An 18,523-nucleotide genomic window follows, 5' to 3' on the forward strand; every position below is an offset into this window, starting at 1 on the left:
TGCGGAGCCGACTATGAGCGGCCGGCCTTCACACCGCCCGGCCCCACGGCATCCGCTTCCTGAGCGTCACCCGTCGAGCCTGTCGAACAGCTCGACCAGTCCATCAGCGATTCCCGGCGCCACTGCGACCGTCGCCGTCGATGCCGCCGTGTGCGCCTGACCCGCCAGGTCGATCACGGCCGCACCCGCCTCCCGCGCGATGATCACGCCCGCGTTCACGTCCCAGGGCTTGTTCGACAGCGCGACACACGCGTCGAGCAGCCCCTCGGCGACCCAGACCAGGTCGATCGCGGCGGAACCCAGCATGCGGATGCGCTGCACCCGCTCCACCAGCAGCTGAGTAAGCGCGAACCGCCGAACGTTCTTGCGGGACGCGAGTGGGCCCACCGCGTAGTCCCCGATCGCCACGATGGCGTCCGTGAGCTGATCGGTACCGCTCGCCCGAATCGGTACGCCGTTGCGGTGGGCGCCCTCACCCTGTGCCGCTGAGTAGGTACGACCCAGCATCGGCAGCGAGACGACGCCAACCACCGGTGTACCTCGACGGACCAACGCCAGTGAGACGGCGCAGAGCGGAACTCCGTGGACGAAGTTCGCGGTACCGTCAACGGGGTCGAGCGTCCAGATCCACTCGCTGTCAGCTTCCTCGCCGCCGTCCTCCTCACCCAGAAAGCCGACGTCCGGGGTCTCGTCGCGAAGGAAGGCCCGCAGCGTGCGCTCCACCTCGAAATCGACCTCGCTGGCCATGTCGCGGTCCCCTTTGAGCGCCACCTGTCCGGGGGCGCGGGATGTCACGACGTCCGCACCGACAGCGACCGCGCGCAACGCGACTGAGAGGCCCTCGGCAGGCTTCATGTCCGCCGCCCCGCTTCCCACAGCGCGGTGTAGGTCTGTTGGAAGGTCTCGAAGAGGCCGGTCTCGCTGATCCGGCGGTCGGTGACGAAGGTCGGCGACTCGACACCTCGCGCGAACGGTAGATAGGGCTGTGCGATGCACAACCACTCGTCGACGATCGTGATGTTGAAGCGCAACGGGCCGCCATAGGTCCGCAGCTCCAGCCTGTCCCGAGCCTCATCGGAAAGCTGAGTGCTTAGACGGCGCAACACCTGAATGTTCAGTCTGGTCAGCGAACGCAGATGTCCCTCAGCGTGACCCTCCTCCTGCTCGCGGAGCTCGATCTCCTCGCCTTCCGGGTCCAGGAACAGACACTCGACCGTCGCGCCACCCTCCACGATCGCTCGGAGACCCGCGTCGGAGTACTGCTGGCAGATCAGATTGAGCGACAGACCACAACAGCGCAGCCTGCGTGCGCCGTCGAAGATCACACTCGGTGGCATCGCCTGGGTGAACTCGGCACGTGTCCGGAAAACCCCCGTTAGGTCGAGAGTGCTCGGTACGACGGCACCTGCGGTCGGCTCGACGGCCGAGGGTTCGAACAGTTCGAGAGCCGAACGCCCGGGGAACATCTTCTCCAGGATGAGGCAGTGGTCGGCGTAGGGCAGACCAGCCAGATCACCGGCCAGCCACCGGTAGAACTGAGCTTTGCCCGGCCACTTACCGACCAACGAACGGTCCAGTGACCGCGCTACCCGGTCGTACTCACGGCAGAACGCTCGATGCCCCTGCAGGTGCCTGTGCCGGAGCAACTGTTTGAGAAGGGTCCCGTGCGGCTCCACGGGCGGAACCTAGCAGCCGATGAGACAAAGACGAGACCAATCGAGCACCGGAGGTCCCAGAGGAGACACACAAGTCGCCTCTACGAGACGAATTCGCCCCGACGCTAGCGGTCGACAGTGATCGTTCGATCCGGGGGAAAACCAGTGCAGGCCCGAGACTCACATCCGAGCAACGCCGGCCAGAACGGCGCTACCAGCCGGTTCGTACTGTGGATGACCAGCTCACAGTCCGCCCGCGAACATTGCGTCACCTTGGACGAAATGGCCAAGGAGATCGAGGCACGCAGCGGCTGGTACCTGGCGATCTGCGACACGTGGCTGACGCCTGCTGCCATGACCGCGCCACCAGGCCCTCGATGCGCCCGTTGCAGAGAACTGCGCCGCGGTCCGCCACCAGTACGCGGTTCTTGGACGCGCTTCGCCTTCCAGTTCCGCAGGCGCTGACGAACCCGGCAGCTCCCGACTCCGTCGGGACCGAGCCCGGAGTCCGAGATCATCACCGTCTGAAGGCTGATTCGTTGGGGTGAATCAGCCGTGAGGCGGTGGTGATCTTGAGGATCGTCTCGGCGGGCTAGCCTGGGAGCCCCGATTTCTCCTGCCGGAACCGGGCTCCGACCTCAAATCTTCGTCAAGCCGGTTTCCATTTGGCGACTGATCGGAGCAAACGCTTACCTGAATGGGCGCAGTTTGGCACGATGCGGTGAACTTCACCCCAACTTCGGAGAAGAGGTGGCCGTGATCCGTCGAGGACGTCACAGTCTGCTCGCACTCGGCCTCGCATCGGCCGTCCTTCTGCTCAGCGCCTGCGGTGCCGGTGGCAGCGGTGCCCCGACCAGCGACAGCGCCGCGCCGGCCGCCGCCAAGGACGACGCGCTGGCGAAGCTCGTCCCGGCGGACATCGCGGCCGACGGCAAGATCGTGGTCGGCTCCGACGCGTCGTACCCGCCGAGCGAGTTCGTCGACACCGACGGCCGGACGATCATCGGGCTGGACGCGGACCTCGGCAAGGCCATCGCGCAGAAGCTCGGGCTCACCGCGGAGTTCCAGAACTCCCAGTTCGACGGCATCCTCCCCGGCCTCAACGCCGGCAAGTACGAGTGGGGCATGTCCTCGTTCTTCATCAACCCCGAACGTCTGAAGAGCGTCGACATGGTCAGCTACTTCAACGCGGGGACCAAGCTCGGCTCGCTCAAGGGCAACCCGGAGAACCTCAACGTGGACGACCTGTGCGGCCGCAACATCGGCGTGCAGCTGGGTACCGCCCAGGTCCAGGAGCTGTCCGAACGCAGCGCCAAGTGCACCACCGAAGGCAAGCCGGCCATCAACGTGACGTCACTGCAGCAGCAGACCGACGTGACGCTGGCGCTCACCGCGCACCGGATCTCGGGCATGCTCGCCGACTCGGCGGTGGTGTCCTACGCCGAGACGACCACCGACGGGGCGGTCGCCACGGTCGGGCAGCAGTACGGCACGACCCCGTACGGCATCGCCATCGCCAAGGGCAAGGGTGACTTCGGCAAGGCCATCCAGGGTGCTGTGCAGGCGCTCATCGCGGACGGCACGTACGCCACCATCCTGAAGAAGTGGAACCTGTCCGACGGGGCGCTCGCCACCTCGCAGTGGGAGAAGTGATCCGTCGTGGTCCAGGCATCAGCTCCCGCTCCGGAACAGCCAACCACTGAGCCGATCGAGGCGGTCCCGGTCCGGCACACCGGGCGGTGGATCGCGGCCGCGGTCTTCGTGGTGCTCGCCGCGCAGCTGGTGCACACGCTGTTCACCAACCCCCGGTTCCACTGGGACACCGTCGGTCAGTACCTGTTCTCCGCGCCGATCATGGCGGGGCTGCGCAACACCCTGCTGCTGACCGCGTTGGCGATGCTGATCGCGGTCGTCGGTGGCCTGCTGCTGGCGGTCATGCGGCTGTCCCCGAACCCGGTGCTGAGCAGCGTCTCGTCCACCTACATCTGGTTCTTCCGGGGCGTTCCACCGATCACCCAGCTGATCTTCTGGAACTTCCTGGCCGCGCTGTTCCCGACTCTCGGGCTGGGCATCCCGTTCGGACCGGAGTTCGTCACGTTCGACACGAACAAACTGATCGTGCAGTTCACCGCGTGTCTGCTGGGTCTCGGGCTGTACGAGGCCGCGTACATGGCCGAGATCGTGCGCGGCGGCATCCTGTCGATCGACCCAGGGCAGACCGAGGCGGCCGGCGCGCTGGGCATGAGCAGGGTTCAGACGCTGCGCCGGATCGTCCTGCCGCAGGCCATGCGGGTGATCATCCCGCCGACCGGCAATGAGACGATCTCCATGCTGAAGACCACGTCGCTGGTCGTGGTCATCGGCTACTACGAACTGCAGACCGCGGCGCAGACGATCTACTCGCGCAACCTGCAGACCATCCCGCTGCTGCTCGTGGTCGCACTCTGGTACCTGGTGCTGACCTCGATCCTGACCGTCGGCCAGTCCTACCTGGAGCGGTACTACGGCCGGGGCACCACCCGCACGGAGACGCCGGGGCTGCCGTCCCGGCTGTTCGGGATCGGCCGGACGAAGGGGGACCGGGCATGAGTGATCGACCGATGGTGAAGGCCGAGCAGGTGTGCAAGAGCTTCGGCAGCAACCAGGTGCTGTGCGGCATCGACCTGGAGGTCATGCCGAGGGAGGTCATGTGCATCATCGGCCCGTCCGGATCTGGGAAGTCGACGTTCCTGCGCTGCATCAACCACCTGGACAAGGTCAGCGCGGGCCGGCTGTACGTCGATGGTGAGCTGGTCGGCTACCGCGAGCACGGCGGGAAGCTGCACGAGCTGCGCGAGTCCGAGGTGGCGGTGCGCCGCCGGGACATCGGCATGGTGTTCCAGCGGTTCAACCTGTTCCCGCACCGCACGGCGGCGGAGAACATCATGGAAGCTCCCATGACGGTGCGCCGCGAGTCCCGTGCGACGGCCCGCAAGCGCGCCACCGAGCTGCTCGAACAGGTCGGGTTGGGCGACAAGCTGGACCACTACCCGACGGAGCTGTCCGGCGGGCAGCAGCAGCGGGTGGCGATCGCCCGTGCGCTGGCGATGAAGCCGAAGCTCATGCTGTTCGACGAACCGACCTCGGCGCTCGACCCCGAGCTGGTCGGCGATGTGCTGTCGGTCATGCGTCAGCTCGCCGAGGACGGCATGACCATGATCGTCGTGACGCACGAGATGGGCTTCGCGCGTGAGGTCGGCGACTCGCTGGTCTTCATGGACGGCGGGGTCGTCGTCGAAGCGGGCAAGCCGCGTGACGTGATCACCAATCCGGCCCACCAGCGCACCCAGACGTTCCTGTCGAAGGTGCTGTAGGGCTTATCGGGGGAGCCGGCCCATCAGGTAGAACTCGGGGTTGGGGCGCAGGGCGGTCAGGTGCGCGAGGCGGTTGGACATCGCGAACAGCGCGGTGATCGCCCCGACGTCCCAGATCTCGTCGTCGGTGAGGCCGGCTTCGCGCGCCAGGTCCAGGTCGGGTTCGCCGACGGTCGCGGAGTCGGTCGCCAGGTGCAGCGCCAGGTCGACGATGGCGCGGTGACGGTCGTTCAGCTCGACGCCCCACGGGTTCGCGGCGACCTGGTCGGACAGCTCCGGGTCCTTCGCGCGGATCCGCAGGATCGCGCCGTGCGCCACGATGCAGTACGTGCAGTGGTTCGCGCCGGAGGTGGCCACCACGACCAGCTCACGTTCCGCCGCGCTCAGCGTCGGCTCGGTGTCGCCGGGGGTCATGAGCGCGTCGTGGTAGTCCAGGAATGCGCGCAGCTCGGCGGGACGGCGGCCCAGCGCGCGGAAGATGTTCGGCACGAAGCCGGACTTCTCGGCGATCGCCTCGATCCGTTCCCGCAGGTCGGCCGGCAGATCCGCGGGCTCGACCACACCGAACCGGCTGACCTGACGTTCCTGCTCCTCGGCACTCATACCGTGCACGGTAGTCGGGTGCGTCGCTGTGCAATCTGTTGAGCTGCTCGCATCCTGAGGCCGATACCTGGATTATGAAGTGATGCCCATGCCGAAGGAGTACCAGCCGCTGCTCAGCCGCTGGTGCGCCGAACGTGTGCCCGAGCAGGCCAGAGGGTCTCTGCAAGTCGCCTACACCATCCACGGTGACGAAATCACCATCGTGGAACGCCGGCCCCCCACCTATCCGGAACTGAACTCGGCATGGTCGGCGACCCCGGTCGCCCGGCTGCGCTACAACGCGCCGGAGAAGGGCCTGTGGCGCATCTACCTGCCGACCGGCGGTGACGAGCCAGGCTGGAAGCGCTACGACCACTCCCCGGCCAGCACACTGGAACCGTTGCTGGACGAGATCGCCGCAGACCCAACGTCGATCTTCTGGGGCTAGCCGGGGACGCCATGATCACCACCGCCTCACGGCTGTTTTCCCGCCCGAAACAGCCCTCAGACGGTGATGATCATGATGGGTGTGCTGGGGTGACCGACTCAGTGTGCTGAGCGGCCCGACTCGCCGGTGGATTCGGCTGCCTCGGCTGCCTTGCGGTCGGTCTGCCTGGGGACGATGCCCAGGGGGAGGACCATGAACGCGGCCTCCTCCTCGGTGGGTGTCGCCTCGGGCTCCGGCTTCTTCGCCGGCTCGGGCTCGGACGGCACCGCGACGAGCTTCGGCGGCTTCGGCTCCTCCGGCCGCACCGCTGCCGGCTCGGCCTCGGGCTGCTTCGTGGTCGCCGGTTTGTCCGACCTCATCGCGTGTGCGCCGGTCGAGGTGGCGGTCACGATGACCGGCACACCCGCGCGACGCAGCACCGACAGCACCGTGTCCTCCGATGCGGACACCGGCGTCGTCGCGAAGCCGCTGCCGACGGCCAGCAGCCGGGGTGCCGCCGCGGTGACCAGCAGGTTCGCCGTCGGCAGATGGTCGGCGCCCAGCAGCAGGACCAGGTCGGCGGTGTCCGCGTCCGGTAGGCCGGTGAGCAGCTCCTCCAGTCCGACGAACCGCGCGGTGCCCTGGGTGACCGCGTGTTCCGCCTCGTCCCACGCGCTCGCCAGCTCCGGCGCGGCCTCACGCAGCCTGCCCATGAGCTCGGCGACCCGGTGCTGGTCGGCCCACTGCCGGCGCGCGGCGGACAGCTCGGACAGCGCATCCAGGTAGTCGGGCAGGTTGTGCGCGCGCAGCGGCTCGATCAGCCCCTCGAACTCCGGCGCCGCGCGGTGCTCGGAGTCCACCTCGGCCAGCGATCGCTCCAGGCCGTCCGCGAGGATGCCCAGCTGGGTGCGGGCATCGGCCATCTGGTCCGCGCCGCCGGAGGCGACGATGTTCGCGGCGACCGTCTCCGCCGTCGCCAGGTCGGGGATCGACACCGGGCTCGACGGGTGGATGAACAGCACCTCGTGACGCAGTGCCTCGACGGCGCGCACCGACTCGTCGATGCGGGTCAGCCTGCGGTTCAGCTCGGACACCGCCGGCACGTCGTTCGGCGCCGGCACGTCCAGGTTCTGGCAGGCCTGCCTGAGCTTGCCCATCGCCTCGATCAGCTCGATGAACGCGACCGCCTGGCGCAGCAGCCGGGAGTCCTTCATCGGTACGCCGTCCAGCTGCAGATGCGCCAGCGTCGGTTCGACCGCGCGTTGCTGCTGCGACCGGAAGTAGGTCTTCGCCTTGCCGCCGCCGTCCAGGTAGTCGGCGTAGCGGTTGAGCTGCTCCACGGCGTCGGAGGGCAGGTCGCCGACGACCGCCATCCGGTCCGCCGCCGTGTTCAGGGTCTCGGCGGAGGACACGATGTCGGCCGAGCGCTTCAGCAGCCGTTCGAAACCGGGGCGGGCGGAACCGAACAGGACCCGCTCCAACAGCGGGCGCGCCCAGGATGCGTCCCGGTATCCGGCGGCGCCGGTGCTCGTGGTGCTGTCCACCGAGGCCAGCGCACGTTGGAAGCGCTGAGCCGTCGAGATCAGCCCCTGCAGCCGGGTCGGGGTCAGGCCCCCGAGCAGCTCGGGGATCAGGTCGGCGGCCTCCCGAGGCGGGTAGCCCCGGCCGCCGGCGGCGCGGCACAGCTGCGCGACCCGGTCGACCGTCGGGACCAGCTGCGGCTCCGGCAGTACCTGGCCGAGCCGCTGCTGACGCTGCGGCGTCCCGGTCACCATCAACCACCGCAGCTCACGCAGCTCGGCGTCGGACAGTGGCAGCTCACCGTCGAGGCACAGCCTGCGCATCGGTTCGGGCAGCGCACCACGCACCGCGGCGAGACCGTCGACATCGGCGCCGGTGACCACGACCCTGCGGCCGTCGGTCAGCAGCCCGGCCAGGCCCTGCGCGATCCCGGCGGCGTCCGCCGCGTCCAGCACGGCACACGGGTAGCGGCGGGCCACCTCGACGACGGCATCCGGTTCACCGATCGGGGTCCTGGGCGCGGGAGCCGACCTCGGTGTGATGACCTCGGACAACCGGTACAACCCGACCGGGGTCTCACCGGCCGCGACCCTGCGGCGGATCTCCTCGGCCGCACGTGCCACCGGTGAGCTCTGACCAGCGCTCTTCTCCGCACCGTCCTGCCCGGCCGTCGGGCCGACCAGCCTTTCGACGAGTCCGATCGCGGGATCGATCGGACCGCCGACCGCTGCAGGCCTCTCGGCCTTTTCCGCAGCGCCGAGATCAAGCACTAGGCACCTCCTCTGGCCCCCGTGGCCGCTCGTCACATTCTGTATCGAACAGGGACCCAAAACGTTCCACCTTCTGGTGCAAAAAGATGGAAAAAGTTACTGAGAGCAATCGCTACGTGGTCGTCGGAACACTCTCCGCAATGGGCTTGACCCTGGGGCTGTGCTCGTCGACGTGGTAGTCCTCGGCAGCCGTCTCGTCCGTCCCGTTGGACACCGTCGTCCGCCGGAGGATCAGGCTCACCACGACAGCCACCACCAGGTTGAGCACCAGCGCCACGAACCCGACATAGATCTGCACCTTCGAGCCCGCGAACGGCTGCAGCCCGAGGAAGTCCAGCTTGTCCAGGGTCAGTGCGGACCCGCCGAAGTGCAGGCGTTTCGCCGCCGGGTTCGGAATCTGGTACAGCAGGTACAGGCCGTAGGCGAGGCCGATGAACCAACCCGCCGCCAGCGCCCATCGGTGCAGCCAGCGGGTGTACAGCGCGATCGCCACCGCCGGCAGCGTCTGGAGGATGATCACGCCGCCGATCAGCTGCAGGTCGATCGAGAACTGCGGGTCGACACCGACGATGAACAGCACCGCGCCGACCTTCACCACGAGCGAGGCCAGCTTCGCCTGCTTGGCCTCCTGTTGCGGTGTCGCGTCCCGCTTGAGGTAGGTCTTGTAGATGTTGCGGGTCCACAGGTTCGCCGCCGCGATCGACATGATCGCCGCCGGCACCAGTGCGCCGATGCCGATCGCGGCGAACGCGATCCCGGCGAACCACGAGCTGAACTCGTTCTGGAACAGCACGGCGATGACGGTGTTGGTGTCCGGCCTGCCGGTCGCGTTGTTGGTGATCGGCTTGACGCCCGCCGCGATCGCCACATATCCGAGCAGCGCGAGCAGGCCGAGCAGCAGCGAGTACGCCGGCAGCGCCACCATGTTGCGCTTCAGCACGACCCGGCCCCGGGAGGCGAGCACGCCGGTCAGCGAGTGCGGGTAGAGGAACAACGCCAGCGCCGAACCGAACGCCAGGGTGATGTACTGCAGCTGGTTCGTCGCGGTCAGCAGGACCGAGCCGGTCGGAGCACCGGTGGTCGGGCTCGGCTGGGCCAGCTTCGCGGCCGAGACGTCGAAGATGTGGCTCCAGCCGCCGAACCTCGTCGGCAGGTAGAACACCGCGACCAGGATGACCAGGTAGATCAGGATGTCCTTGACGAACGCGATCAGCGCGGGCGCGCGCAGCCCGGACTGGTAGGTGTAGAGCGCCAGCACCAGGAACGCGATGAACAGCGGAAGGTGCCCGGAGAGGCCGGAGCCGTTGAGACCGATCGTGCGCAGCACCGCTTCGAGGCCGGACAGCTGCAGCGCGATGTAGGGCATCGTCGCGGCGATGCCGGTGACCGCGATCATCAGACCGAGGATCGGGCTGCCGTAGCGGCCGGTGACGAAGTCCGCCGGGGTGACGTAGCCGTGCACGCGCGACACCGACCACAACCGCAGCACAGGTAAGAACACCATCGGATACACCAGCACTGTGTAGGGCAGCGCGTAGAAGCCGAGCGCTCCGGCGCCGAACAGCAACGCGGGCACCGCGACGAACGTGTACGCGGTGTACAGGTCACCGCCGACCAGGAACCAGGTGATCCAGGACCCGAACTTGCGCCCGCCAAGACCCCACTCGTCGAGGTGGTCCATCGTGGCGCCGGAGCGCCAGCGGGAGGCCACGAACCCCATCACCGCGACGACCACGAACAGAATGGTGAACACGGTCAGCTCGACCCAGTGGATCATCGCTGCGCTCCCTCGTCCAGCTCGTCGACACCGCCCGGCGTACCGGGCGCGGGCGGCGTGGTGTCATCCCTGGTCATCCGGAAGACCACCGCGACACAGACCACGCCGATCGGGACGAACGCGAACTGCGACCAGTAGAAGAACGGCAGGCCGAGCAGCCGAGGCTGGTCGAAGTTGAGCCACGGAGTGACCAACATCAGGAACGGAACCAGGAGCAGCAGGTTCCACCCGCTCCGGCGCATGATGTCTCCCTCGATCGGGTGTATGCCGACGCGCAAGTCTGCCTCTTCCGCGCCGGTTACGCGATCACAAGAAGATAAAGCCCGACCATGGTGTACACGATCATGATCAGGACCAGCGGGATTTCGTCCGCGAGACGTCTGCTCTCGGTCACCTGGGGGCCGTCGTGCGCAAGAACCCGGTCGTGCGCGGCGATCACGCCGACCACGTGCCCGACCAGGATCGCGGCGACCTGGATGGCCGCGATCAGCAACGGCGCCGGCAGCAACGTCGACGGACCGGCCGAGGGGTCGACCAGCTGCGCGGCCCCGCGCGGGCCCTCCACCAGCAGCAACGACGCGTAGTGCGCGATGGTGTAGCCGACGGCGATCGGGATGAGCGTGCTGACCAGGTAGGTGGCGAGCACGCCGGTGGCCAGCCGGTAGCTGACCGCGACGAGCGCGATGAGAGCTAGCAGAACAACGGTGGAGATCAGCTCGGCCGGGATGCCCGAGGCCCGCGCGAGTTTCGGGCCGGTCGTCGCCCACCACGGGGTGCCGGACACGCCGTCGAACACCGTCGAGCCCCACCAGACGGCGAGCAGCGCGACGAGCCCCGGGCCGGGTGTCACGGTGTTCAGCCCGACGAACGGGTTTCGTCGCCCCGGCCCCCTTCCCACCGGCGACAGCGACGCGACCAGCGTCGAGTAGGCCTCGAACGGATCACCTCGGTCGAACCAGCGCTGCCCGTAGACCGTGGCAGCGGCGGTGGTCAGCACGACGTAGGCGGCGATGAAGGTGCCCACGACGAACGGCTCGGCGCGGGCGTCCGGGACCAGCTCCAGCCAGACGAAGACGGTGAGCCCGAACGCGGCGGGCCAGTAGCCGGTCCGCCCCGGAAGCTCCCGGGCGCCGTCGACCGGCAACCGCAGCGCGGCCGCGACTGCCCGGTGCAGGGCTCGGAGCGGGTTGAGCGCCCGCCAGACCGGTCCGAACAGCAGCGACGCCGGGACGATGCCCACCCACAGCAGCACGTACAGGGCCCGAGGCGCCGGGTTGTGGTTCGGGTCCTGGTCACCGAGGAACGCCTGGCCCAGCAGGTAGCCGAGCAACGCGACCATGAGCCAGCGCAGGACCCAGACCGCCCTCGGCCCGCTCGCCCACGGGAGCCGAGGCGGCGTCGGGAACCGCGCCTTCCGCCAGGCCAGCCCCACCGCGAGGAACGACACGAGCACCACGAACCCACCGGCCTGCAGCACCAGCTCGCCCGGCAACGGCAGGTCCGCGCGACCCCCGATGCCGTGCGCGAGCACGATCATGCGGCGTCGCCGACCGCGGCGGGCGCGCGGCGCATGAGCAGCCAGGCGGCGAACAGCACGCCGAGGCCACCGCCGACGGTGAGCGCGATGAGCAGCCGGTCCAGATCGGCGCCCCAGGCGAACGGGATCACCGGGTCGTGGAAGCTGAACAGGTCGGCCGGCGCGATGATGATCGCCAGCAGGGCGCCGGACACACAGCACAGCAGCGGTCCGGCCGGTCGGTTCCGCGCGGTCAGCCAGGCGCCCGCCACCCCGATAGGCCAGCCGACCACGGCGAACCCGGACGCGGCGAGGAACACCCAAACCAGCCGCCCCTCGGCCACGACCAGCGCCGACCCGTACATGTGCACGATGTGCGACACCATCACCGCGGCGGTGCACACCGCCAGGCCCCATCGAGCCACCCCCGCGCCCAGCGCGACCAGCACGACCGGGACCGCGCCGACGATCACCAGCAGCAGCCACCACAGCGCGGCGTCGGGAGGTGCGGGCCAACGCTGCTCGCCGAGCACCGCCACCGCACGGTCCCCGACCGTCAGCGGAATCCGCCAGTCCAGCCGCGCATCGGCCGGGCGAGGAGTGGCGGCGGCTGCGACGACCCGGGGATCGCTCCACAGCGCGGTGTCACCGGCGTCGACGCTCGGCAAGGCGTTGATCACCGATCCCGCCGGTGGTGTCACCGCGACCCGCTGGCCGGTGTGGTTGACCAACCGCAGCCGGGCACCGGCTTCGACGACGGTCACGTCAACACCCGGCACCGCGGGCTCCACCCGCAGGACCACCGGTTCGTTGGTCGACGAGCTGAGCCCACCCGCGTGCGCCAGCGCCACCCCGTTGCTGACGACCACCCCCAGCAACCCCAACACCACAACAACAACCGCTCTAACCACGCCACCCCCTCGTGAGTGATGAGGCCGTCTACCCCGAAGGGGCGCGAAGCGTAGCCGGTCTTGCCACTCACGACAGCTTTTCCGTCGTGAGTGGCAAGACCGGCTATAGGCGGCCTCAGCACTCACGAGGGATCCGCAGGCCCGGCGGGCTGCACTCATCCTCCGTGCAGGCCCGTAGCTTCTGATCCCTCTGTGCCCCGGCTCCAAGGCATCTCGGCTTCGCCGTCGACCGTGAGTGGCGAGTGGTCCTATAGCGCCCCTCAGCACTCACGACGGAAAAGCTGTCGAGAGTGCTGAGGGGTGCTACGCCTTCGGCGCCCCTTCGGGGTAGAACCACTCGCCACTCACGGTTGCTAGCCCAGGCGCTGCTTCAGGGACTCGAACTCGTCGCGCATCGAGCTGGGGAGGGAGTCGCCGATCTGGGCGAACCACTCCTCGATCAGCGGAAGCTCTTCCTTCCACTCGTCGACGTCCACCTCGAGCGACGCGGCAACGTCCGAAGCGTCACCCTCGAGGCCGTCCAGGTCGATCTGGTCGGGCGTCGGGACGAAACCGATGGGGGTCTCGACGGCGGCGGCCTTGCCCTCGATGCGTTCGATCATCCACTTGAGGACGCGGCTGTTCTCGCCGAACCCGGGCCACAGGAAGCGGCGGTCGTCGCCACGGCGGAACCAGTTGACGCAGAAGATCTTCGGCAGCTTCGAGGCGTCCGCGCCCTTGCCGACGTCGATCCAGTGCTGGAAGTAGTCACCGACCGCGTAGCCGAGGAACGGCAGCATCGCCATCGGGTCGCGGCGCACCATGCCGACCTTGCCGGCCGCCGCGGCGGTCTTCTCCGAGGACAGCGTGGCGCCGACGAAGACGCCGTGCTGCCAGTCGCGGGACTCCGCGACCAGCGGAACGGTGGTGGCGCGGCGGCCACCGAACACGATCGCCGAGATCGGCACACCGTTCGGGTCCTGCCACTCGGGCGCCACGACCGGGCACTGCGAGATCGGCGTGGTGTAGCGCGAGTTCGGGTGCGCGGCGGCGAAGTCCGAGTCCGGCGTCCACTCCTGGCCGGTCCACGCGGTGAGGTGCTGCGGGTCTCCCTCGAGGCCCTCCCACCACACGTCACCGTCGTCGGTCAGCGCGACGTTGGTGAACAGCGAGTTGCCCTTTTCGATGGTGCGCATCGCGTTCGGGTTGGTGCTCCAGTTGGTGCCGGGCGCGACACCGAAGAAGCCGAACTCCGGGTTGACCGCGTACAGGCGGCCGTCCTTGCCGAAGCGCATCCAGGCGATGTCGTCGCCGACGGTCTGCGCGGTCCAACCGGGAACGGTCGGCTGCAGCATCGCCAGGTTCGTCTTGCCGCAGGCCGAGGGGAACGCGGCCGCGACGTAGTAGTCCTTCTTCTCCGGGCTGGTCAGCTTGAGGATCAGCATGTGCTCGGCGAGCCAGCCCTCGTCGTGCGCCATCGCCGAGGCGATGCGCAGCGCGTAGCACTTCTTGCCGAGCAGCGCGTTGCCGCCGTAGCCGGAGCCGTAGCTCCAGATCTCGCGGGTCTCCGGGAAGTGGCAGATGTACTTGGTCTCGTTGCACGGCCACGCGACGTCGGCCTGGCCGGGCTCGAGCGGCGCGCCGACGGTGTGCAGGCAGGGCACGAACTTGTCACCGGCGGGGCCGTCGAACAGCGGCAGCACGTTCGCGCCCATCCGGGTCATGATCCGCATCGAAGCGACCACGTACTCGGAGTCGGTGATCTCGACACCCAGCATCGGCTGCTCGGCGTCGGTGGGGCCCATGCAGAACGGCACGACGTACATCGTGCGGCCGCGCATCGAGCCGGCGAACAGACCCTTGAGGGTCTCCTTCATCTCCTTCGGGTCGACCCAGTTGTTGGTCGGACCGGCACCCTCAGGAGTCTCGGTACAGATGTAGGTGCGCTCTTCGACGCGCGCAACGTCCTTCGGGTCGGACGCGCACCAGTAGGAGTTCGGCTTCTTCTCCTCGTTCAGCTTCTTGAAGGTTCCGGCCTCGACGAGCGCGCTCGTCATCCGGTCCCACTCGGCCTCGGAGCCGTCGGCCCACACCACTCGCTCCGGCGTGGTGAGCTCCGCGACCTCCCGCACCCAGCTCAGTAGGCGCGGATTCTTGGTCGGGGCATCTGTGATGCCGGGAACCGTGGCTGCCGTCATGTCCAGTCTCCTCGTTGGTGCTGCCGGCCGACTCACGGAACGACTGAAATGACTCAGCGCCCGTTGCCAGCTGTGCGGCCCCGGGCGGTGTTCCGTGCGGAAGGGTGGTTTCGAAGGTTAGTCCCGTAATGCACTTCGCACAGCCCGTACCACCTGTCGGATCACTCACAGGAGCGATAAGGGAAACGATTCAGAAGAGGTAAATCTGACAGGAAGCGATATTGATCACGTGGTAACCGCTTACGTCTGTGGGGTGGACAACAGGTGGCGGGACATGGTGCTCGTCACTCATCAGCACAGGTCCCGTACTGTCGGCCAGGTGAACGCCAGTCGCGCCACCTCGCGCAGCGATGTAGCCGTCGAGTTCTTCCGGAACCGGACCAGGGGCCGGCACACCCTGGTCGCCTCGGTGATTCGAGCGCTCGCCGGTGTCGCATTCTTTTACTTCGGGATCACAAAACTGTTCGACCTGTCAGGAACGACGTCGCAGTTCGCCGCGATGGGATTTCCCGGTAACTCGACCATTCCGTTCCTGGTCGGGATGCTGGAGACGGTCGGCGGTCTGATGCTGATCGTCGGTCTCGGCACCCGGCTCGCCGCGCTCGGGCTGGCGATCAACATGGTCGGCGCGTGCATTGCGACGCTCGGGATCATGGCCGGGCATCCCACGTTCCTGCTGCTGCCGCTGCTGATGCTGGCGCTCATGCTGTACGTCCTGTGGGCGGGTCCCGGCGTCTACTCGTTGGACGAGCGGCTGGCCAACTGGCTGGACGGCAAGTTCGGCATCACCCTGGCCCCGGCGTACGACCCGGAGCTGACCGACCCGAACATCCCGCGCACCCCTCACCACCGCAGAGACCCGTGAGTGATGTGGGCTGCCAGGGCAGCCCACATCACTCACGGGTCTTTAGCTGGCCTGGCTGACCGAGGACATGTTGAAGTCGGGAATGCGCATCGGCGGCATCACCGCGCGGGTGAACCAGTCCTTGAACTCGCGGGGCAGCGTGCGTTCCGAGGCGCCGACCCGGTCGGCGCGGCGCAGCAGCTCCAGCGGCGACTCGTTGAACCGGAAGTTGTTCACCTCGCCGACCACCTCACCGCCCTCGACGAGATAGACACCGTCCCTGGTCAGCCCGGTGTAGAGCAGGTTCGCCGGGTCGACCTCGCGGATGTACCACAGGCAGGTCAGCAGCAGGCCGCGCTCGGTCGCCGTCACCAGGTCGTCGAGGGACTCGGTCGAACCGCCGGTGAGCAGCAGGTTGTCGCCGGGCGCCGCGAACTCGGTGCCGAACTCGGCGGCGGCCGCCCTCGGGTACATCAGCGCGTTGAGCCGGCCTTCGGAGATCCAGTCGACGCGGGACAGCGGAGCGCCGTTGTCGAAGACGCTCACGTCGTCGCTGGAGTGCGAGGTCGCCAGGAACGGCGCGGTCGCCAGCCCCGGCTGTCCGGTCGGGTCGCTGGTCAGCGTCAACGGCAGCTCGGTCAGCTTCTGGCCGACTTTCGTGCCTTCACCGTTCGCGGCGGAGAACGCGCTGCGGCCCTGCTGGGCGTTACGGCCGGACATGTCCCAGGCCATCATCGTGACCAGGTCGGACACGCAGGACGGCGGCAGGATCGTCGGATACCGCCCAGCGGGCAGGTCGACCCGGCGTGACCCCCAGGACAGCCGGGTGGTCAGCTCCGCGTCCAGTACGAGCAGGTCGATGTCGGTGAAATCCGAGGTGGACCGCCCGCCCCAGGCGGATCGGGCCAGGTCGGCGGTCTTCGAGTTCAGCTCGATCGAGCCGGTCGGCTGGGTCCAGCGCCTGCGCACGCCGGTGGACGTACCGAGCCAGGTCGTGGCCACCTCGTGGCTTGCGAACCCGTACAGCACCCTGGCCTGGTCACGTGCCGAACCGAACGCCTCCGCGAGCTGATCGGCCAGGCGGGAGTAGACACCGATCGTGGTCTCGCCGGCCGGATCCTCCCAGCCGTCGTTCACCCCGGCATCGGGCGCGGGCAGGTCGGCGACGTCCCTGGCCGGACCGGACTGGATCGCCGCCGCCTCGCTGGCCCGTACCGCTGCCTCGATCTCGACCACGTCGCTGACCTGCACCGATGAGCTGATCACACCTGCCGCGGTGCCGCCGGACACCCGGATCAGGGAGATCACCGACCAGTCCAGACCGACCGCGTGTCCGTTGGTGGTCATCGTGTTGTTCGCCCAGCGCAGCATCGCCTCGCTGGATTCGGTCACCAGTACGACCCGCCCGACCGCGTCGATGCCGGCACCGGCGGGTACCTCGAGCACCCGCTCGATGAGTTCCTGCGCACGCATCTACTGACCTGCCTCTCGGGCCGTGTTCAACACGTTGACCTGCTCGAACAGTGCCGATGGGCAGCCGTGGCTGACCGCCGCGACCTGCCCGGGCTGTGCCTTGCCGCAGTTCAGCGCACCACCGAGAACCCAGGTCGACGGCCCGCCAAGGCCGCGCAGCGAACCCCAGAAGTCGGTGGTGGTCGCCTGGTAGGCCACGTCGCGCAGCTGGCCGGCGAGCCGGCCGTTCTCGATGCGGTAGAACCGCTGACCGGTGAACTGGAAGTTGTAGCGCTGCATGTCGATCGACCAGGACTTGTCGCCGACCACGTAGATGCCGCGTTCCACCCCGGCGATCAGGTCATCGGTGCTGGTGTCGGCGCTCTGGTTCGGCTGCAACGACACGTTGGCCATGCGCTGGATCGGCACGTGGTGCGGCGAGTCGGCGAACGCGCAGCCGTTGGACCGGTCGAGGCCCAGCTTCGGCGCGAACGACCGGTCCAGCTGGTAGCCGACCAGAACGCCGTCGCGCACCAGATCCCACTGGCCGGTGGCCACGCCATCGTCGTCGTAGCCGACCGTGGCGAGCCCGTGCGGGATCGTGCGGTCGCCGGTGACGTGCATCAGCCCGGAGCCGTAGCGCAGCGTGCCCAACTGGTCCGGCGTGGCGAAGCTGGTACCCGCGTAGGCCGCCTCGTAGCCGATCGCCCGGTCGTACTCGGTGGCGTGCCCTACCGACTCGTGGATGGTCAGCCACAGGTTGCTCGGATCGATGACCAGGTCGTACGTGCCCGGCTCGACCGACGGCGCCTTCATCCGCTCGGCGAGCAGCTCCGGGACCGTCGCCAGCTCGGCGTCGAAGTCCCAGCCGGTGCCCAGCGCGTACTCCCAGCCACGTCCCGCCGGGGGCGCGAGCGTGCGCATCGTCTCGAACCGGCCCTCGGCGCGGTCCACGGCGGTCGCGGTGAACCTCGGCTCCAGCCGGATCCGCTGCTGCACCGTGGACGTGCCCGCGAGGTCGGCGTAGTACTTGTTCTCCTTGACCTGTGGACATGCGGCGTCGACGTGCGCGACCCCGTCGGCGGCGAGCAGCCGTTCGGACCAGTTGGCAAGGAGCGCGATCTTGTCCTGCGTCGGGACGGTGAACGGGTCGATCTCGTACGCGGAGCTCCAGCTGACCTCCGGGTACACCGGTTCGTCTGCGCGCACGACCGGCTCGCTGTTGACCGCGCGCAACGTGCGGGCGACCTCCACGGCGCGGGTCGCCGTCGCGGCGGCCGCCGTGGTGGTCAGCTCGTGCGTCGCGGCGAAACCCCAGGTGCCGTCCACGATCACCCGCACGGCCAGGCCCAGCGTCACGTCGTCCCGTGCGGTGGACACCGATCCGTCGCGCAGCGAGAGGCTCTGTTCGAGGATGCGCTCCACCCGCAGGTCCGCGTGTTCGACGCCCAGCTGTCGGGCCCGGCTCAGCGCGGCATCGGCCAACGCCCCCAGCGGCAGCGCCGCAAAATCCGCATCAACCACGCTGGGAAACTACC

At 68.4% G+C, this 18,523-nt stretch carries 16 protein-coding genes; 5 read left to right on the top strand and 11 right to left on the bottom strand.

The window, feature by feature from the left end:
* Positions 1-66: 66 nt before the first annotated feature.
* Complete coding sequence (locus tag G406_RS0113685; protein ID WP_028934279.1) at positions 67-855, bottom strand: inositol monophosphatase family protein; 789 nt, start codon at positions 853-855, stop codon at positions 67-69.
* Positions 852-1,676 (bottom strand): DUF5919 domain-containing protein, encoded by an 825-nt coding sequence (locus G406_RS0113690; RefSeq protein WP_028934280.1) that lies wholly within the window; start codon positions 1,674-1,676, stop codon positions 852-854. Before G406_RS0113690 ends, G406_RS0113685 begins: the two co-directional genes overlap by 4 nt.
* A gap of 729 nt (positions 1,677-2,405) precedes the next feature.
* On the opposite strand from G406_RS0113690, the gene G406_RS0113695 reads away from it, so the two are divergent.
* The 3 genes from G406_RS0113695 to G406_RS0113705 are packed head-to-tail and all read left to right on the top strand — an operon-like array spanning position 2,406 to position 5,008.
* Positions 2,406-3,308 (top strand): ABC transporter substrate-binding protein, encoded by a 903-nt coding sequence (locus G406_RS0113695; RefSeq protein ID WP_245607109.1) that lies wholly within the window; start codon positions 2,406-2,408, stop codon positions 3,306-3,308.
* A gap of 6 nt (positions 3,309-3,314) precedes the next feature.
* The gene (locus G406_RS0113700) at positions 3,315-4,244 is read left to right on the top strand and encodes an amino acid ABC transporter permease (protein WP_028934282.1); all 930 of its coding nucleotides are present in this window, start codon (positions 3,315-3,317) and stop codon (positions 4,242-4,244) included.
* Positions 4,241-5,008 carry an amino acid ABC transporter ATP-binding protein gene (locus G406_RS0113705; RefSeq protein ID WP_028934283.1) on the top strand — a complete coding sequence of 256 codons (768 nt, stop codon included), beginning with the start codon at positions 4,241-4,243 and terminating at the stop codon, positions 5,006-5,008. The genes G406_RS0113700 and G406_RS0113705 overlap by 4 nt, the downstream gene beginning before the upstream one ends.
* Before the next feature lie 3 nt (positions 5,009-5,011).
* On the opposite strand, the gene G406_RS0113710 is transcribed toward G406_RS0113705, so the two are convergent.
* Positions 5,012-5,611 (bottom strand): peroxidase-related enzyme, encoded by a 600-nt coding sequence (locus G406_RS0113710; protein WP_028934284.1) that lies wholly within the window; start codon positions 5,609-5,611, stop codon positions 5,012-5,014.
* Between the two features lie 82 nt (positions 5,612-5,693).
* Between G406_RS0113710 and G406_RS0113715 the strand changes: the two genes are divergently transcribed.
* Positions 5,694-6,038, top strand: a complete 345-nt coding sequence (locus G406_RS0113715; RefSeq protein ID WP_028934285.1) for a DUF3024 domain-containing protein — start codon at positions 5,694-5,696, stop codon at positions 6,036-6,038.
* A 98-nt stretch (positions 6,039-6,136) separates the two neighbouring features.
* On the opposite strand, the gene G406_RS0113720 is transcribed toward G406_RS0113715, so the two are convergent.
* From G406_RS0113720 to G406_RS0113745, 6 genes are all read right to left on the bottom strand, one after another.
* Positions 6,137-8,308 (bottom strand): hypothetical protein, encoded by a 2,172-nt coding sequence (locus G406_RS0113720; RefSeq protein ID WP_028934286.1) that lies wholly within the window; start codon positions 8,306-8,308, stop codon positions 6,137-6,139.
* Between the two features lie 112 nt (positions 8,309-8,420).
* Entirely contained in the window at positions 8,421-10,085 is a 1,665-nt protein-coding gene (mctP, locus tag G406_RS0113725) for a monocarboxylate uptake permease MctP (protein WP_028934287.1), read from the bottom strand.
* Positions 10,082-10,327, bottom strand: a complete 246-nt coding sequence (locus tag G406_RS0113730; RefSeq protein ID WP_051342072.1) for a DUF3311 domain-containing protein — start codon at positions 10,325-10,327, stop codon at positions 10,082-10,084. Before G406_RS0113730 ends, mctP begins: the two co-directional genes overlap by 4 nt.
* Positions 10,328-10,383: 56 nt before the next feature.
* Positions 10,384-11,622: a hypothetical protein gene (locus G406_RS0113735; protein WP_028934289.1), complete on the bottom strand. Its 1,239-nt coding sequence runs from the start codon at positions 11,620-11,622 to the stop codon at positions 10,384-10,386.
* The gene (locus tag G406_RS0113740) at positions 11,619-12,512 is read right to left on the bottom strand and encodes a hypothetical protein (protein ID WP_156934847.1); all 894 of its coding nucleotides are present in this window, start codon (positions 12,510-12,512) and stop codon (positions 11,619-11,621) included. Before G406_RS0113740 ends, G406_RS0113735 begins: the two co-directional genes overlap by 4 nt.
* Before the next feature lie 353 nt (positions 12,513-12,865).
* Positions 12,866-14,689, bottom strand: a complete 1,824-nt coding sequence (locus tag G406_RS0113745) for a phosphoenolpyruvate carboxykinase (GTP) (RefSeq protein ID WP_028934291.1) — start codon at positions 14,687-14,689, stop codon at positions 12,866-12,868.
* A 319-nt stretch (positions 14,690-15,008) separates the two neighbouring features.
* On the opposite strand from G406_RS0113745, the gene G406_RS53950 reads away from it, so the two are divergent.
* Entirely contained in the window at positions 15,009-15,554 is a 546-nt protein-coding gene (locus G406_RS53950) for a DoxX family protein (RefSeq protein ID WP_169736686.1), read from the top strand.
* 42 nt (positions 15,555-15,596) lie between these two features.
* Here G406_RS53950 and G406_RS0113755 read toward each other — a convergent pair whose 3' ends face one another.
* Positions 15,597-17,006, bottom strand: a complete 1,410-nt coding sequence (locus G406_RS0113755; RefSeq protein WP_037076465.1) for a metallopeptidase TldD-related protein — start codon at positions 17,004-17,006, stop codon at positions 15,597-15,599.
* Positions 17,007-18,509: a TldD/PmbA family protein gene (locus G406_RS0113760; RefSeq protein ID WP_028934293.1), complete on the bottom strand. Its 1,503-nt coding sequence runs from the start codon at positions 18,507-18,509 to the stop codon at positions 17,007-17,009. It abuts the gene before it with no gap.
* Between the last annotated feature and the right edge of the window lie 14 nt (positions 18,510-18,523).

This window comes from Actinospineispora spinosispora DSM 44797, from assembly GCF_000429025.1.
GTDB lineage: Bacteria > Actinomycetota > Actinomycetes > Mycobacteriales > Pseudonocardiaceae > Pseudonocardia > Pseudonocardia spinosispora.

Excerpts from the sequence above, each read along its gene's own strand:
- G406_RS0113710 (WP_028934284.1), bottom strand. The coding sequence starts at position 5,611 with ATGAGTGCCGAGGAGCAGGAACGTCAGGTCAGCCGGTTCGGTGTGGTC.
- G406_RS0113715 (WP_028934285.1), top strand. The coding sequence starts at position 5,694 with ATGCCCATGCCGAAGGAGTACCAGCCGCTGCTCAGCCGCTGGTGCGCC.
- G406_RS0113735 (WP_028934289.1), bottom strand. The coding sequence starts at position 11,622 with ATGATCGTGCTCGCGCACGGCATCGGGGGTCGCGCGGACCTGCCGTTG.
- G406_RS0113730 (WP_051342072.1), bottom strand. The coding sequence starts at position 10,327 with ATGCGCCGGAGCGGGTGGAACCTGCTGCTCCTGGTTCCGTTCCTGATG.
- mctP (WP_028934287.1), bottom strand. The coding sequence starts at position 10,085 with ATGATCCACTGGGTCGAGCTGACCGTGTTCACCATTCTGTTCGTGGTC.
- G406_RS0113755 (WP_037076465.1), bottom strand. The coding sequence starts at position 17,006 with ATGCGTGCGCAGGAACTCATCGAGCGGGTGCTCGAGGTACCCGCCGGT.
- G406_RS0113685 (WP_028934279.1), bottom strand. The coding sequence starts at position 855 with ATGAAGCCTGCCGAGGGCCTCTCAGTCGCGTTGCGCGCGGTCGCTGTC.
- G406_RS0113705 (WP_028934283.1), top strand. The coding sequence starts at position 4,241 with ATGAGTGATCGACCGATGGTGAAGGCCGAGCAGGTGTGCAAGAGCTTC.
- G406_RS0113745 (WP_028934291.1), bottom strand. The coding sequence starts at position 14,689 with ATGACGGCAGCCACGGTTCCCGGCATCACAGATGCCCCGACCAAGAAT.